Genomic DNA, 16,728 nt, shown 5'->3' on the forward strand with positions numbered 1-16,728 from the left:
AGTAGAAAAATATGGATTAACAAGAGAAGAACAAGATGAATTTGCATTGATTAGCCAACAAAGAGCAGAAAAAGCAATAAAAGAAGGGAAATTCAAAGAAGAAATAGTACCAATAGAAATAAAAACAAAAAAAGAAACAAAAATATTTGACACAGATGAATATCCAAGATTTGGAACAACAAAAGAAACATTAGCAAAATTAAGACCAGCATTCAAAAAAGATGGAACAGTAACAGCAGGTAACTCATCAGGAATAAATGACGGAGCAAGTGCAATGATAATAGCATCAGAAAGTGCAGTAAAAAAATATGGATTAAAACCATTAGCAGAAATAGTAGCGTATGAACAAGGTGGAGTAGATCCAAGTATAATGGGAATAGGGCCAGTAGCAGCAATAACAAATATAATAGAAAAGAAAGGAATAAAACTTGAAGAAATGGAACTACTAGAATTAAACGAAGCATTTGCAGCACAATCATTAGCAGTAATAAAAGAATTAAGTGAAAAATATGGATTAAGCAAAGAATGGTTTATGGAAAGAACAAATGTAAATGGAGGAGCAATAGCGTTAGGGCATCCAATAGGTGCATCAGGAAATAGAATAGTAGTAACATTATTATATGAAATGAAAAAGAGAAATTTAGAATATGGATTAGCGTCATTATGTATTGGTGGAGGTATGGGTACCGCTATTGTTATTAAAAATTTATAATAAATCATAATTATAAACCGGAGCTCTATTTTTGAGCTTCGGTTTTTATTTATAAAATAAAATTTTTCACAAGTGCCTAAAAATTATAAGAAATAAGATATAATACATATGTTATTCGTATCTTTAATTATAATAAATTATAATTAATAATGTTAATTTTTATAATATAGGAGTGATAGGTGTGGATTTGAAAAATGCAAAAATAATGGCAGGTATAGAAGTTGTTCTTAGTATAACGGGACATTTTAGAATTATTGGAGTGATACTCCTATTAATTGGAGTATATAAGATCAGTGAAATTATAAAAGATAAGAGAATATTTAATATATATTGTGGCTTGAGATAATATGTTATGTATTATTAGCAAGCGTTATATTAGGAAAAGGTATATTATTTTCACAATCTGTTACAGGATATGGTTTTTCATTTGGAGTAAGTGGTTTTTCTGCATATTTACTTTTCTTTGGTATTATAGCAATAATGATAATACCAATAATATATGAATAAAAGCTTATACATTATTAGGCGATTATTTTGGAAATGAAAATATTTACAAAGCAGCAAAATTTTTAAAGTGGGGATTAATTCTTTCAGTAATATTTATTGGTTTTTATTAATATTTATAGCTGACATTTTTAAGATTATAGGGTATTTTTATCGATGAATAGAGTGATAAGAGAAGAGGAATGGAGAGTTAAAAATAACTGATAATGGCTAAATGGGAGAATATGGATTTAAAAGTTGCAAAATATTTTTTGCATTTGGTATGATTTTTACATTTATAGAAAATTTAAGTTTGGTAGGTTTTATTTTTCAGTTTATTGGAATTTATTTAATTAGTGAAAAAATTAATAACAAAAAACTATTTTATAGTTTTGTAATATCATTATTTTCATTTTATACTATAATTAGTTTTTTACTTTCATAAAATATAATAAGTATTTTTAAAAAATATGCAGTAGGAAAAATAGTTTTTATTCATTTGATAGTATGGAATACTATAACAAATATTAAAGATCATTTTTCTATTATAACAGTAATGTTTGTTATTTAAATAATTTCTTTGTTGTTTGAAAGAATTGCTATAAACAATTGTATCCTGAACATCTAATATAGAAATTTTGTATGTATTAAGGTTAATATTAATGGAATTAATTATATTTATTCTTTCATATGTTTTATTTACAAAATGGGTATTAGATATCCTAGGATTTATGACATTTCTATCAATAATTATTGTAGCGATAAATATCATAATAATATTCCTAACAAAAATATTTGAAATTATAGTTTTTTTAAAGTTGTAATATGAAAAATATATAAGATTTAAAATAATAAACTGAATCACATGACGTTTTAATTTGAAAATTACTGAATATCAATTATTTTTTTACTATTATTAAAAATATATGAAATGTTTATTGTAGAAATTGTATTTTGTATTATTAGTTATGTTAAAAAAATTAAAAATAACTTGACAAATTAAAAAAAATTTATTATAATGGAAATAGAAAACTTAATGGGGGATTGTTATGTTTTATTATATTATAAAACTAAAGCTACAAACCAATAAAAATTTAATATTATTAAAAATAGACAGTGAGGCCTAAAAAGGTCTCTTTGTTTTTATTAATTAATATATCAAGTGTATATTAATTTCCAATATGGACTATTAAAAATCTTTTTTTGCTTAATACAACCATTAACACATTTTACATTCCAGTATGGATTATTAGATTTTTTTATATATTATCATGATTATTTTTGTTTATTTTTTTGTAATTATTTTTTTAATATATTTTTAATTAATACGTAACGTACCAGCGTATAATAAAATTAAGGTTTTTTACAATCATCAACACATGGATAATAAATGAGGTGAGATTATGAAATTAAAATTAATTTTCAATTTAAAATCTAAGGAAATACCTAAAGACTATAGACGTATATTTTTGAGTTTTATAAAAAAAACACTGGAAAGCTATGATAAAAGTGTATTTGAAGAGTATTTTAAAAATAAAGATCCTATATTAAAAGATTATACATTTTCAGTGTATTTTGGGAAATGTAGATTTGAAGAAACAATTAAGATTGAAAATGATAACATATCAATGTTTTTTTCAACTCATTCATACAAAACCGGTTTGTACTTTTATAATGCGTTCATGAGTATGAAATTTATAGAATTTTCGATAAAAAATAATGTTTTGAAATTAAATAACATTATTAAATTGCCTGAAAAAAATGTATATAAAAATGAAATAACAATAAAAACATTATCTCCAATTCTTATTAGAGAACACAATAAAGAAGAAGATAAATATTATTATTTTGATGAGAGAAATGCTATAGATATACTAAAAAATAACATTAACTATCAATATAATAAATTGTTTAAATGTGAAAATGATGAATTAGATATTAAAGTATTAGATTTTAAAAAAACAACAGTATTAAATTATAATAAAAAGCTAAAATCTAATTTAGGAATTATAAAGATATCAGGAGACAAAAAAATGCTGGACTTTATATATAAATCTGGTATTGGTAGTAAAAGAAGTTTAGGGTTTGGAATGGTAGATATAATTTAGGGGTGATAAAATGGAAAAATTGAAAGAAAATTATATAACTTTAAAATTATCAGATTGGTTATATAATGCTGGAATAGTAGGATTGATAAATATTTTAGGTGAAGATAATGTTAGATATAAAACATATGAGAAAAATTCTGATTTGGAATATGATGAAATTGAAATCAAAATTGATGCATTTAATAATTTCGAAGAAAAATATTTTAACTATTTTATTAATACATATAAGAATTTAAATTGGTATCAATTGATTTCATATAAAGAAATAATAGAACATAAAATAGGACAAAATGAGTTTTCAAAAGAAGATATAGAGATAATAAATAAAATAATAAAATCTTTCAAAGATAATCTCAAAAAAGCCAGTTTTAAAAGTGCATACGATTTAATATATAAAGAATTAAATACTTTAGATATTTTAGAGGAAATAACTAAATTAAAAAATATAACTAAATCATCTAATGTTGAATTAATAAAAGATAATTTATTGAAATTAAAAAATATTCTTGTTTTCTTAGAAAATCCTATTTCAAAAAAATATATTGTAGCAAAAAACGTCATGTACTCTATTATTAAAAATGCATGGAATGGGGTGAGTTTTTTAAATCCCCAAACAAAAGAAAAAGATATGTATATTGATTATAAAAATTATTTTTTAGAACCATTCTTAGAATATAAAAAATTGGAAAATGATGAAATAAAAAAATACAAATATACTTGTTTTTCCTGTAATAGACCAATGAAAAAATTGGATGTAAATATGTCATTTATAAAAAATATTGGATTTGATGATGCAAGAAAACCTTCTAATGTATGGGATTTTGTTAACGATACATATATTTGTCCTGTCTGTAAGTTGGTTTATTCATGTATTCCTGCTGGATTTACATATGTGTATAATAAAGGGCTTTTTGTTAATTTAAATCATTCTATTGAAGATATTTATAATATAAATAAAAGAATAATAATGAAAACTTATAGTGACTCAATTAATGAAAATGATAAATATATGTTTTCATATAAGACATTATTAAGTAGTATATATGAAAATTTAAACAAAACAACGAAGTATGAATATTCTGATATTCAAATAGTAAAATTGGAAAATGAAAAATACTATTTTAATATTTTATCGAAAAAAACATTATCAGTTTTAAATAAATCTTCAATCCTTTTGAACGAAATAATAAATAATTATTATTATCCGACCAAAAAAGATGATTATAAAAAAGATGATTATAAAGATAAAATAATGTTATATGAGGAAATTATTTTTAGAATAACAAATAATGTAGAATTATACAGTCTAATAAATGATCTTTTAAGAATAAAACTTTCTGATAGAACAAATGGTTATTATTCAATAAGAACTATAAATAACTTAATTAAAATAAATTTAAATTATTTAAGCGAGGTGAAAGATATGAAAGATTTTAATGAAAGTGAAGTTAAACAAGCTAATTATTACGGATATTTAATGAGACAGTTTTATTTATCTAAAGGAAGTGAACACAAACTCTCGGGTATTTCATACAAGTTATTGAATGCATTAAAAGTAAATAATAAAGATAGCTTTATGGATACATTATTGAATAGTTATTTATATGTTGATAAGCCAGTTCCAAAAATAATTATAGAAGCCTTAGATAATAACGACATTTTCAAAAGTGTAGGATATGCATATATAGCTGGATTATTTGGAGAATATAAGAAAGGGGATGAAAATAATGGATAAAAAAGGATTAACATTAACAATAATTTTTGAAGCTGAAAGTGCAAATTTTGGTGAAGGATTAGGTAATGTTACAACATTAAAAAAGTTATCAAGGGATGGCAAACAACAGACCTATATATCCAGGCAAGCAATTAGATATAATATTGTTAATCAATTAGGATATGAATTGTCTCCTTTAAAAGATGAGGGAAGTGGAGATAAAAAAGTTATACAATTTGATCCTGAAGCAAAAATAGATAAGTATCCTGAAATAGATTTTTTTGGATATATGAAAACGAAAAAAGGAGAAGGAAGTTTAACTAGAGACGCAAAGGTTAGAATATCACATGCTATATCTTTGGAAGATTTTAAGGGAGATCTCGATTTTTTAACAAATAAAGGACTAGCTGATAGATTAAAGGAAAATATGAATATAGCTCAATCAGAAATGCATAGATCGTATTACAGATATACGATAAATATAGATTTGGATGAAATAGGTATTGATAAAAATGAAGATATTGAAATACTTAATGAAGAAAAATCTAGAAGAGTTCAAAAATTATTAGACACTATAGCCTTTTTATACAGGGATATTAAAGGAAGAAGAGAAGACCTAAAACCATTATTTGCAATTGGAGGAGTATATAGCATTAAAAATCCATTCTTTCACAATTTGGTTGAAGTAGAAAATAATAAAATTAATATTGAACCATTGTTATCAATGTTAGAATATAATGAGGTAAAAGAAAACACTATATGCGGAATTGTTGATGGAAAATTTGATAATGAGAATGAGATTAAAGAAAAACTTAAAGCTGTTTCAATCCCAAAATTATTTGAAAATTTAAAAGAAAAGGTAAGGAAGTATTATGAAGGCAATTAAGATAAAGATAGAACAAGAAACTGCCAATTACAGGATTCCTACAAGTTTTGGATTGAGGGAGACATATCCTCTGCCACCTTATTCTACAGTGATAGGTATGATTCATAAACTATGTGATTTTAAAGAATATAAAGAAATGCAAGTAAGCGTTGCAGGTAACTATTATTCAAAAGTTAATGATTTATATACTAGATACGAATTTAAACCTGAAATGAAATTTGAAAAAGGAAGACATCAATTGATGGTAAAAGGATATGGAATAACCCAAGGAATAGGTACAACAGAAATGCTTGTGGACGTTAAATTAATGATACATATAGTTCCAAAAGATAAGTCTCTAATTGAAGTAATAGAAAATTCATTAAAATATCCAAGAGAATATCCATCTTTAGGAAGAAGAGAGGATATTGCTAATATTAAAGAAGTTAAAGCTGTTGAATATAAAGAAAAAGAATTGGAAGAAGATATTTATACAGATTTATCCTATTATATACCAATAAAAAAATATAAAAATATAGAATTTCAAAATTATACTGAAGGAATGAAATTTGTAGGAACAAAATATATCTTAAATAAAAATTATGTTTTAGAAAATATAGGAAATAATAAAAATAAAAAGTATATAAGAAAATGGAATAAGGTCGAGGCATTATATGCATCCAATCCAATTTTATATATGTATGAGAAATATTTTATAGATGAAGAAGGAGACGTATTATTATTAGCTTGAGGTGAATTTATGATTTTTTTAGCTAAATCTAACCCTACAGAAACAATACAAGAACATACAGATAATTTAATTGAACAATTAAATAATTTAAAAGTATTATATAATGAAAAAATTCCTGTTAATTGGGATTTGTTAGAATATGCATGTGTATATCATGATTTAGGAAAAATAAATCCTGATTTTCAAGAAAAACTAAAAAAGGGAAAGAGGAATGAAAAAGAAATTCCTCATTCCCTTTTAAGTTTATTATTTTTAAATCCAATAGAATTAAAAAATAAATTTACGGAAGATGAGATAAAGTTATTATATCAAGTTATTGCATATCACCATGAAAGAGATTATAGTAATTATGATTTAATGATTATTAATAATAAAATAGAAGAAATAAGTTCTTTAGTGAAATTATTTGATTATTCTAAAATAAGTAAGAGTATAAATTTAAATAAAATTAGTGCAAGATATTTCGTCCTTAAGAAAAGGATATATAAAGAAGATAAAAATTTTAAAGACTATGTTTTATTAAAAGGATTATTAAACAGGATTGATTATGCAGCTAGTGCTCATATACCTGTAGAAATTCCAAATAACTTTTTATTAACCAATATGGAAAAACTTGGATATCATTGGAATGATTTACAAAAATATATGATTGAGAATAGAGATAATAATGTTATAGCAATAGCTCAAACAGGTATGGGGAAAACTGAAGCAGGATTATTATGGATAGGTAATAATAAGGGATTTTATACTTTGCCTTTAAAAGTAGCCATTAATGCTATATATGATAGAATTACTAAAAAAATATTAAAAGATAATAATACTGAAAATGTTGGTATTTTGCATTCAGATACTTATTCAGAATATTTAAAAAGAGAAGAAAGTATAGAAGATGTTGATTATTATTTTACTAAAACAAAACAATTATCATTACCATTAACAATAACAACTTTAGATCAGTTGTTTGATGTTGTTTATGGCTATAAAGGATTTGAACTTAAAGTAGCAACAATGTCTTATTCTAAAATAATTCTTGATGAAATTCAAATGTACTCACCTGACTTACTTGCTTATCTAATATTGGGGTTAAAAATAATTACAAAATTTGGAGGGAAATTTTCAATTTTAACAGCAACCTTTCCTAAATTTCTATTAAAAGAGTTTGAAGATGCAGGAATAAATAATTTTATTATCTCTGAAAAACCGTTTATTAATAACGATATAAGGCATAGTTTAAAAGTTATTGATGATAATATTGAGGCAAAATATATTATAGAAAAATATAATGAAAATAGAATTTTAGTTATATGTAATACAATTAATCAAGCTCAAAGAATATATAATGATCTAATAGATTTAGGAGTTAAAGAAGTAAATTTGCTTCATTCAAAATTTATTAAAAAAGATAGATCATTTAAGGAGATAGAAATATTTGATTTAGGTAATAATTATAAAAAAAAGGGTATATGGATAAGTACTCAAATTGTTGAAGCATCATTAGACATTGATTTTGATATATTGTTTACTGAATTATCAGATATTAATGGATTATTTCAAAGAATGGGAAGAGTATATAGAAGAAGAACTTGGGATAAAGATGGATATAATGTATATGTATTTACTAAAAATTGTTCTGGAATAGGTAAGGTTATTTATAAAGATATTTTTGATATATCCAATAAATCTTTATTAAATATAAATGGACCATTATCAGAAGAAAAAAAGTTGGGGATAATTGATGAAGTATATGATTATGAAAAAATAAAGAACACAGATTATTATTATAAATTGAAAGACAATATGGAATTTGTGAAAACATATAATCCTTATGAATTAGAAAAAAGTGAAGTATCAAAAATATTTAGAGATATAGATTCTGTATTAGTTATTCCAAAAGATGTTTATAGTGAAAATGAAGAATATATAAACGAATTACTAAAAAAATATAATGAAAAAAATATTTCTAGAAAAGAGAAATATAAGATTAAAGAAGAAATTTTAAATTATACCGCTTCTATACGATACAATGAATTAAATAATATAAAAGAGATAAAAATTAACAAATATGAAAAATTGGTTATTCATAATTGCGATTATTCAAAAGAGTTAGGAATAACATATAGTAAAGATGAAAATAAAGAATTTAATAACTTTTTTTAGGGGTTAAAATGATTTCAGGAATAGAATTTTATTATTATTTTATTTGTAAAAGAAAATTATGGTTTTATACTCATGGAATTTCATTGGAGAATGAAAATGAAGATGTAAAAATAGGAAAATATATAGAAGAGAATTATTATAAAAATTCTCAAAAGAATATTTTGATAAATGATGAAATCAATATAGATCTTATTAAAAATAAAAAAGTTATACATGAAATAAAAAAATCACGATCATTTGAAGAAGCTAGTATTTGGCAATTGAAATATTATATATATTATTTAAATATGTATGGTGTTGATGTGAAAGAAGGAATTATAGACTATCCAAATTTAAGAAAAAGAATAAAAATAGTATATGAGGAGAAAGATAAAGAATATATAGAAAAAATTATTAGCGAAGTGAAAATAATAAAAAATTCTGAAAAAATACCAGAGAAAATCCCAAAAACTAGTGTTTGTAAAAAATGTGCGTTTTATGAATTTTGCTATATATAAGTTATGAAAAAAACTATATATATTTTTTCAAGTGGAAATTTACAAAGAAAAGATAACAGTTTAATATTAATAAACAAAAATGGGAAGTCGTATATTCCTATAGAAGTCGTTAATGATATATATATTTTTGGTGAAATTTCATTAAATAGTAAGCTGCTAGATTTTTTGTCTCAAAAGAATATTCTAATACATTTTTATAATTATTATGGTTATTATTCAGGGACATATATTCCTAAAGAAAATAAAATTTCTGGATATATTTTAATTAAACAAGTAGAACATTATTTAAACTATGAAAAAAGATTATACATAGCAAAAAAAATCATGGAAGCAGCTTCATTTAATATATTTAGAAATTTAAGATACTATAATTCTAGAAAAGAAAATATTGAAATTTATATTAATAAAATAAATTTTTTAAGAGATAAAATAAACAAACAAAAGGATATTTCTCAATTGATGGGAATAGAAGGTAATATTAGGGAGGTTTATTATTCTTCATGGGATAAAATAATTGATTTTTCTTTTGAAAAAAGAACAAAAAGACCACCAGAAAATATTGTTAATACACTAATATCTTTTATTAATTCGATAATATATACCACAACCATATCAGAAATTTATAAGACATATTTAAATCCAGCTATAAGCTATTTACATGAACCAGGTGTAAGAAGGTTTTCATTGAGTTTGGATATCTCGGAAATATTTAAACCTTTAATAGGAGATAGATTAATTTTTCAATTATTAAATAAAAAAATTATTACCGAAAATGATTTTGAAAAGGATTTAAATGGATTGTATTTAAAAGAAAAAGCTCGAAAGAAAATACTTGAAAAGTATGATGAAAGATTGAAAAAAACGATAATGCACAAAGTGTTAAATAAAAAAGTGTCTTATAGATATCTTATTAGACTAGAATGCTATAAATTAATTAAACACTTATTAGAAGAAAAAGAGTATGAAGGTTTTACATTATGGTGGTGAAATAGATGTATATATTATTAGTTTATGATATTAAATTTGACCCAGAAGGTGATGGTGAGAAAATTTTACCAAAGGTGTTTAATATTTGTAAAAAATATTTATATCACATACAAAATTCTGTTTTTGAAGGAGAATTATCAAAATCAGAATTATATAAATTAAGACAAGAATTAGAAAAAGTCATCAGAAAAGATTTGGATTCGATAATAGTTTTCGAAAGTCGGAATGAAAGATGGTTAAAAAAGGAATTTTGGGGTGTGAAAGAAGATAAAACATCTAATTTTTTATAATTGTCTATGTGAAATATGACTTTATTTATGTTATATCGACAATTTATTTAATAAAGATTAAAAAACAGTTTTAGTTTTTTGATATATTTAAGGTGATAAATATTAAATAATTATATAAAGATAGACAAAAACAGCTTTTAAATGAATCTATAGTTATTGTTTTAATAATAATGGGGTTTTTAATAGTCCATATTGGAATGTAAATTTTTGATTCGCTTGAAAAACAAATTGAAACAACAAAGTTTTTAATAGTCCATATTGGAATGTAAATTTATTTAAACATTCATTAGAACCTTCAACGGTAAAGTTTTTAATAGTCCATATTGGAATGTAAATTATTATAAATCAACTTCCATTAAGTCTGATTTTGCAGTTTTTAATAGTCCATATTGGAATGTAAATAAAAAAGCTGAAGAGTGGTTTTATAGCAGCGTTGGGGTTTTTAATAGTCCATATTGGAATGTAAATTAAATCGCCTTATTTTAGGTCGGGAATTGTAAAGAAGTTTTTAATAGTCCATATTGGAATGTAAATTTCAGTAGTCAAATTTATACTACCATTTCTTATATAGTTTTTAATAGTCCATATTGGAATGTAAATGAAATCCTAAAAACAATGTACAAAGCAAAAGAAAACGTTTTTAATAGTCCATATTGGAATGTAAATGTTCTTCAATTTTCTAAATTAATAATTAAACATTTAGTTTTTAATAGTCCATATTGGAATGTAAATTTTGGTATTGCGTTTCCTTTTATGTTTATTTGATTTGTTTTTAATAGTCCATATTGGAATGTAAATGCAAACCCAGAAGCGCCAAAAGAAATTGGTAATAAGTTTTTAATAGTCCATATTGGAATGTAAATTTTCTTTTGGAGCTTTCTCGAAACCAAAAATTTATCGTTTTTAATAGTCCATATTGGAATGTAAATTAATCTTCTTATTGCTGATTTATTAGAACTGATAAGTTTTTAATAGTCCATATTGGAATGTAAATTTCAAAGCTCCTAAAAGAGTTGTTCTCCAATATTCAGTTTTTAATAGTCCATATTGGAATGTAAATACTGCAAAAGGTGTTTTTACATTAAGGCTTTATGCAGTTTTTAATAGTCCATATTGGAATGTAAATAGGCGAAACAATAGTTGCAGATGGAGTTTCTTTTTCGTTTTTAATAGTCCATATTGGAATGTAAATCAAAAATCACATCAGGATATATCAATGCAGACAGAAGTTTTTAATAGTCCATATTGGAATGTAAATATACAATATATAAAAGAAAATATAAAAGAAAATATAGTTTTTAATAGTCCATATTGGAATGTAAATCTGAAAAATTATCAATATGGTATTACTAGTTTATTCGTTTTTAATAGTCCATATTGGAATGTAAATAAAACATATGCAACTTATAGAAATTTAGATATTTCAGTTTTTAATAGTCCATATTGGAATGTAAATAAAGTAAGAATGAAATTGTTTGATAAGACTACAGGTGTTTTTAATAGTCCATATTGGAATGTAAATATTTTAGATACAATAAAATTTGATGAAGTATTAGGAGTTTTTAATAGTCCATATTGGAATGTAAATCCTCTAAATTTTTTTCAACTGAAATTGTTTCCTCGGGTTTTTAATAGTCCATATTGGAATGTAAATGATAATATAAAAATTGTTGACGATACCGTAGGTTTGGGTTTTTAATAGTCCATATTGGAATGTAAATGATGACATTGAAGAAATCATCGAAGCGATTTTCGGGTTTTTAATAGTCCATATTGGAATGTAAATTAAAATTGATGTTTTTAATACAATGAATTTTGACTTGTTTTTAATAGTCCATATTGGAATGTAAATACAACATAGCCAAAGTAGATTTATTCGCGAAAAAGGTTTTTAATAGTCCATATTGGAATGTAAATGTACTCAGAGTACATATTGAAGTAGTTAGAAGGATAGTTTTTAATAGTCCATATTGGAATGTAAATCAATTATTTTTGCATATTTTTGACTTATTTTGAAATGTTTTTAATAGTCCATATTGGAATGTAAATAAAAAAGCTGAAGAGTGGTTTTATAGCAGCGTTGGAGTTTTTAATAGTCCATATTGGAATGTAAATATTGAATAATCTTTCCTGCAACCACATTTGCAACTAGTTTTTAATAGTCCATATTGGAATGTAAATAATCACATCGAAGTATTCGATGTCGGAGTAATTGAGTTTTTAATAGTCCATATTGGAATGTAAATATCAACATGCTAAACAAAATCAAATACTTAGCCAAAGTTTTTAATAGTCCATATTGGAATGTAAATATTTCTTCGCATCATTGGTTAAAAGAATATTTTTTCGTTTTTAATAGTCCATATTGGAATGTAAATGATGAAAAAATGAGAGCGTCAAGGTTTAACGAAAAGTTTTTAATAGTCCATATTGGAATGTAAATGAGATAAATAAATGGGTGGAAAAAGAAACAAAAAATGTTTTTAATAGTCCATATTGGAATGTAAATATATCCAACCAACAATTTTTCCAGCTTGATAAATCGGTTTTTAATAGTCCATATTGGAATGTAAATTCAAAAGCGGATTCCTTTCTTAAATCTTCATACTCGTTTTTAATAGTCCATATTGGAATGTAAATCCCCATTTTTCTGCTATTTCTTCTATCAAATTTTCATGTTTTTAATAGTCCATATTGGAATGTAAATGATAACACAGTAGGCTCGCTATTTGCTTGCATGTAGTTTTTAATAGTCCATATTGGAATGTAAATGAAGTAAGTTTTGATGTAATAATGGTAGATGGAGATGTTTTTAATAGTCCATATTGGAATGTAAATAAAAGTTTTGATTCATTCCGGGGGGTTGTAAGGTTTGTTTTTAATAGTCCATATTGGAATGTAAATAAGAAAAGTAGTATATCAACAATGGAAAGAACAATTAGTTTTTAATAGTCCATATTGGAATGTAAATGGTTTTGATGTTTTTATAATTTAAATGTCTGATAATGTTTTTAATAGTCCATATTGGAATGTAAATTCAATTGGGATTTCAATTTCTGTTTGTTGGATAGGTGTTTTTAATAGTCCATATTGGAATGTAAATTTAGAAAAGGTTGAAAATTTAAGAATAATATTGAAGTTTTTAATAGTCCATATTGGAATGTAAATTGAAAACGCATTACAAATAATGTTTGAATTGAAAAAGTTTTTAATAGTCCATATTGGAATGTAAATAATGTGTGTTTGTTTGGATCAAAAGACTTTAACTCTGTTTTTAATAGTCCATATTGGAATGTAAATATAGAAGAAGAAAAAGCCTTGAATGTGGCTTTAAACGTTTTTAATAGTCCATATTGGAATGTAAATAACATTGTTGAAGCATTAGCCATTGCTTTTTCTGTAGTTTTTAATAGTCCATATTGGAATGTAAATATCAACAGGGTTATCTTCTTTTATTGTAAATGTTTCGTTTTTAATAGTCCATATTGGAATGTAAATGATGTGGCAACAAGCCCAAAAGGAGGTGGGAAAATGGTTTTTAATAGCGGTCTGCCCCCTGGCTATTGGAGAAGAAATAAGGAAAACATTTACAAACAATAAAATCATTAAACTTAATTGATTTAAATTCTTCTAAGTCAGAATTATTATATTGATCATAAAAAAGATTAAAAACGAAATCTGGAGTAAAATAATATAAAGAACCATGAGGTCTGTTGTAAAAATAAATGTATGAAATATAGTAATTATAAACATCATCAATATAGTTAAATTCAATAGATTCAACAAATTCACGTTGAACGCTAGAATGAAATGACTCGACATAAGCTTGAGAGTTAGGATTATTCTTGTAACCAAATTCATGAATAATGTTTAATTCATCCATAAAAGCAGCAGTAATTTTAGCAAATGGACATTATCTGTCCTAATAATGAGATTATCAGGAGTAGCACCTCTTAATAGCTTTTCTTAAAGTTGAAATAAAGTCTTTAGCAAATTACCAATATAAACACCAACAACAGCCCTATCAAAACTATCGATTATAGTAAGTATTGCGATATAACCATCATATTTAGTGGGGATAAATTTAATATCTGATTCCCAGTATTGATTAGGTCTGGTAATGTCGTGATTTTTAGGTCTTCTTTTAGGATGTTTTGGATGATGACGATAATTACTAATAAGATTTAATTCTTTTCTTAATCTATGAATCTTTTTGTGATTAATTTATACTTGTGTCTAAAAATAGCAGCTAACTTCTTAGAACCAAGAGTTTTGTAAAAGAACTCAGGATTCAAAGGGTCATCAATAGATAACAAATCAACAAGCAATTGTTTAATATAATCATCAGAAACTTTTTTACCGTCAGCAGTATAGGAATGATCTTTAAAATAAGACTTTCTGGTTAACAAAAAACAACCTGGTATTGAACTGGAACTAATGTTATAACGATTGAGTAAAAAAGAAGTAGAAAAAATCTCTATATTTAAAAATAATCAAAAAAACACCAATAAAAGTTCTTTTTCCAGTTGTGTTAAAAAGTTAATCTCATCTTCTTGCATTTTAATAAGCAACTCTTTTTCAATAAGAAGACGTTCATAATATTCAATCTTCTTCTTTAAGAATTAGTATCATTGGAATTATTATAAGTTTAACAATACCAGCAGACTCATAGGAGGAACCTTAGAAATATCATAATGGCCTTCCTTTCTTAGAATTTAAGATATTGTCATCATAACCAGAATCTTCATATTTTTTAACCCATTTATGTAAAGTATGAGGGGAAGGAATCATATAGCAATATCGGATAAAGACTTATCAGAATTAAGGTATTCTTTAACAACTTGAAGTAACCGAGAATACTTATTTCTATTTTTCATACCAAACACCCCTTTCATTTCTTTAGTTTAATGATAACATTTTCTTATTTTTTCTCCAAATATTCCATGAGGTGATTACATATTCTAATTTTAGGAAATATGTAAGAAGAAAGGAGTTGATAGTAAAGAAAAATAAAAAAGGACATCCAAGATTTGAAACATTGCCTGGTATTCAAGCACAGGTAGATTGGAAAGAGAACATGAAACTACATGATAAAAATGGGAATGAATATGAATTTAATGTGTTTAATTACAAACTTGGATATTCGAGATATTGTTATAGAAGCAGTAAAACACAACAAGATGTATTTGAATGTTTAATAAATTCATTTAAAGCAACAGGAGGAGTTCCACATATTTGACAATATGAGGACAGTAGTGGATATAACAGAAAATGGTAGAAGAATAAATAATAAAATGAAAGCATTTGCAAAAGACTTTGGATTTAAAATCAAATTATGTAAATTTCATATACTAAAGGAAAAGTAGAAGCAGCAAATAAAAATTGGGTATTAGCATATGATTATGATTTTGAAGAAGAATTAAAGGATATTATTAGAAAGATAAATAACAAGGTTAAGTCTCAAGTAAATCAATCAACAAATATGCCACCATTATTATTGTTTCAAAAAGAGAAGGAGTATTTATCCCCTTCACCAAGTAGATATATTATCGAATCATATATAGACTCAACCACCACAGTAAAAGTCCAAAAAGATTCTCTAATACACTAACAAATACTCCGTTCCACCAAAATACATAGGTAAAACAGTTAGTATAAAAACTAATGATGATTACCTATACATATATTATAACACAGAATTAATAACAGTACATAAAATAACAGGTAAAAAATAAATTATTTGAATGATCATTATATAGCCTTAATGGCAAAACATATAAAAAACAATGATGAATTAAAAGAATTCTGTACAAATAATTTAAAAAAATTAGACAACTTTTTGTAGGAGGGAAAAATGAATAATTATATAAAACTACAAAATAATTTGCAAGAATTAAACCTGCTGAATATAAAAAATAATAAATATTTAGATTTAATAAACATAGGAGAAAAAAGTATAATTGATGCATTATATGAATTAAGTGAATTAGAAGTAAGAGCTAAAGAAAAAAGAGAAATGAACGCATGTGTAAAAGTAGCGAATTTTCCGTTTCTAAAAGGAATAGAAGATTTTGATTTTGAACCAGGAATAAACAAACAAGAAATATTAGATTTAAAAAGCTTAAGATTCGTAGAAAATAATGAAAATATATTATTTGTAGGAA

Annotated in this window: 16 protein-coding genes and 1 CRISPR repeat array; of the genes, 15 read left to right on the forward strand and 1 reads right to left on the reverse strand. The window is 24.2% G+C overall.

The features are described 5' to 3' along the window. From AS160_RS08725 to cas2, 12 genes are all read left to right on the forward strand, one after another. Window positions 1–712: acetyl-CoA C-acyltransferase (locus tag AS160_RS08725; RefSeq protein ID WP_165147828.1), on the forward strand; the 712-nt coding region annotated here is incomplete at its 5' end. A 181-nt stretch (window positions 713–893) separates the two neighbouring features. Further along, a complete protein-coding gene (locus tag AS160_RS08730) occupies window positions 894–1,058 on the forward strand; it encodes a hypothetical protein (RefSeq protein WP_165147829.1) in 165 nt (54 codons plus the stop codon). Next, the gene (locus AS160_RS08735; RefSeq protein WP_165147830.1) at window positions 1,043–1,219 is read left to right on the forward strand and encodes a hypothetical protein; all 177 of its coding nucleotides are present in this window, start codon (window positions 1,043–1,045) and stop codon (window positions 1,217–1,219) included. Before AS160_RS08730 ends, AS160_RS08735 begins: the two co-directional genes overlap by 16 nt. Window positions 1,220–1,430: 211 nt before the next feature. Then, on the forward strand, window positions 1,431–1,640 hold the full coding sequence (locus tag AS160_RS08745) for a hypothetical protein (RefSeq protein WP_165147831.1): 210 nt from the start codon (window positions 1,431–1,433) through the stop codon (window positions 1,638–1,640). Window positions 1,641–2,598: 958 nt separating this feature from the next. Then, the gene (gene cas6, locus AS160_RS08750) at window positions 2,599–3,303 is read left to right on the forward strand and encodes a CRISPR-associated endoribonuclease Cas6 (RefSeq protein WP_165147832.1); all 705 of its coding nucleotides are present in this window, start codon (window positions 2,599–2,601) and stop codon (window positions 3,301–3,303) included. Between the two features lie 10 nt (window positions 3,304–3,313). Further along, window positions 3,314–5,038: a type I-B CRISPR-associated protein Cas8b1/Cst1 gene (cas8a1, locus tag AS160_RS08755; protein WP_165147833.1), complete on the forward strand. Its 1,725-nt coding sequence runs from the start codon at window positions 3,314–3,316 to the stop codon at window positions 5,036–5,038. Further along, the gene (gene cas7i / locus AS160_RS08760; protein WP_165147835.1) at window positions 5,031–5,903 is read left to right on the forward strand and encodes a type I-B CRISPR-associated protein Cas7/Cst2/DevR; all 873 of its coding nucleotides are present in this window, start codon (window positions 5,031–5,033) and stop codon (window positions 5,901–5,903) included. Before cas8a1 ends, cas7i begins: the two co-directional genes overlap by 8 nt. Beyond that, window positions 5,890–6,633: a type I-B CRISPR-associated protein Cas5b gene (cas5b, locus tag AS160_RS08765; RefSeq protein WP_165147837.1), complete on the forward strand. Its 744-nt coding sequence runs from the start codon at window positions 5,890–5,892 to the stop codon at window positions 6,631–6,633. The genes cas7i and cas5b overlap by 14 nt, the downstream gene beginning before the upstream one ends. 9 nt (window positions 6,634–6,642) lie before the next feature. Beyond that, window positions 6,643–8,790 carry a CRISPR-associated helicase Cas3' gene (cas3, locus tag AS160_RS08770; protein ID WP_165147840.1) on the forward strand — a complete coding sequence of 716 codons (2,148 nt, stop codon included), beginning with the start codon at window positions 6,643–6,645 and terminating at the stop codon, window positions 8,788–8,790. Window positions 8,791–8,798: 8 nt separating this feature from the next. Beyond that, window positions 8,799–9,287: a CRISPR-associated protein Cas4 gene (gene cas4 / locus AS160_RS08775; RefSeq protein WP_165147843.1), complete on the forward strand. Its 489-nt coding sequence runs from the start codon at window positions 8,799–8,801 to the stop codon at window positions 9,285–9,287. Between the two features lie 3 nt (window positions 9,288–9,290). After that, window positions 9,291–10,274 carry a type I-B CRISPR-associated endonuclease Cas1b gene (gene cas1b, locus AS160_RS08780; protein WP_165147846.1) on the forward strand — a complete coding sequence of 328 codons (984 nt, stop codon included), beginning with the start codon at window positions 9,291–9,293 and terminating at the stop codon, window positions 10,272–10,274. Window positions 10,275–10,279: 5 nt separating this feature from the next. Then, window positions 10,280–10,564: a CRISPR-associated endonuclease Cas2 gene (gene cas2 / locus AS160_RS08785; RefSeq protein ID WP_165147849.1), complete on the forward strand. Its 285-nt coding sequence runs from the start codon at window positions 10,280–10,282 to the stop codon at window positions 10,562–10,564. A 175-nt stretch (window positions 10,565–10,739) separates the two neighbouring features. Further along, window positions 10,740–14,128: a CRISPR direct-repeat array (repeat unit 30 nt; unit sequence GTTTTTAATAGTCCATATTGGAATGTAAAT). A 632-nt stretch (window positions 14,129–14,760) separates the two neighbouring features. Here cas2 and AS160_RS08795 read toward each other — a convergent pair. Next, a complete protein-coding gene (locus tag AS160_RS08795; RefSeq protein WP_165147852.1) occupies window positions 14,761–14,973 on the reverse strand; it encodes a hypothetical protein in 213 nt (70 codons plus the stop codon). Window positions 14,974–15,557: 584 nt separating this feature from the next. Here AS160_RS08795 and AS160_RS08800 point away from each other — a divergent pair. The 3 genes from AS160_RS08800 to AS160_RS08805 form a co-directional block, all read left to right on the forward strand. Further along, window positions 15,558–15,803 (forward strand): transposase, encoded by a 246-nt coding sequence (locus AS160_RS08800; RefSeq protein WP_165147854.1) that lies wholly within the window; start codon window positions 15,558–15,560, stop codon window positions 15,801–15,803. Between the two features lie 4 nt (window positions 15,804–15,807). Then, window positions 15,808–15,930, forward strand: a complete 123-nt coding sequence (locus AS160_RS11535) for a hypothetical protein (RefSeq protein WP_277601303.1) — start codon at window positions 15,808–15,810, stop codon at window positions 15,928–15,930. Between the two features lie 488 nt (window positions 15,931–16,418). After that, window positions 16,419–16,728, forward strand: a 310-nt coding sequence (locus AS160_RS08805; protein WP_241244252.1) for an ATP-binding protein, incomplete at its 3' end; no start/stop codon positions are given.

This window comes from Marinitoga sp. 38H-ov, assembly GCF_011057715.1.
GTDB lineage: Bacteria > Thermotogota > Thermotogae > Petrotogales > Petrotogaceae > Marinitoga.

Bases quoted from the DNA above. Each gene is read 5' to 3' on its own strand.
- cas3 (WP_165147840.1), top strand. From the start codon at position 6,643: ATGATTTTTTTAGCTAAATCTAACCCTACAGAAACAATACAAGAACAT.
- cas8a1 (WP_165147833.1), top strand. From the start codon at position 3,314: ATGGAAAAATTGAAAGAAAATTATATAACTTTAAAATTATCAGATTGG.
- cas4 (WP_165147843.1), top strand. From the start codon at position 8,799: ATGATTTCAGGAATAGAATTTTATTATTATTTTATTTGTAAAAGAAAA.
- AS160_RS11535 (WP_277601303.1), top strand. From the start codon at position 15,808: ATGAGGACAGTAGTGGATATAACAGAAAATGGTAGAAGAATAAATAAT.
- cas1b (WP_165147846.1), top strand. From the start codon at position 9,291: ATGAAAAAAACTATATATATTTTTTCAAGTGGAAATTTACAAAGAAAA.
- cas2 (WP_165147849.1), top strand. From the start codon at position 10,280: ATGTATATATTATTAGTTTATGATATTAAATTTGACCCAGAAGGTGAT.
- cas7i (WP_165147835.1), top strand. From the start codon at position 5,031: ATGGATAAAAAAGGATTAACATTAACAATAATTTTTGAAGCTGAAAGT.
- AS160_RS08745 (WP_165147831.1), top strand. From the start codon at position 1,431: ATGGGAGAATATGGATTTAAAAGTTGCAAAATATTTTTTGCATTTGGT.
- cas5b (WP_165147837.1), top strand. From the start codon at position 5,890: ATGAAGGCAATTAAGATAAAGATAGAACAAGAAACTGCCAATTACAGG.
- cas6 (WP_165147832.1), top strand. From the start codon at position 2,599: ATGAAATTAAAATTAATTTTCAATTTAAAATCTAAGGAAATACCTAAA.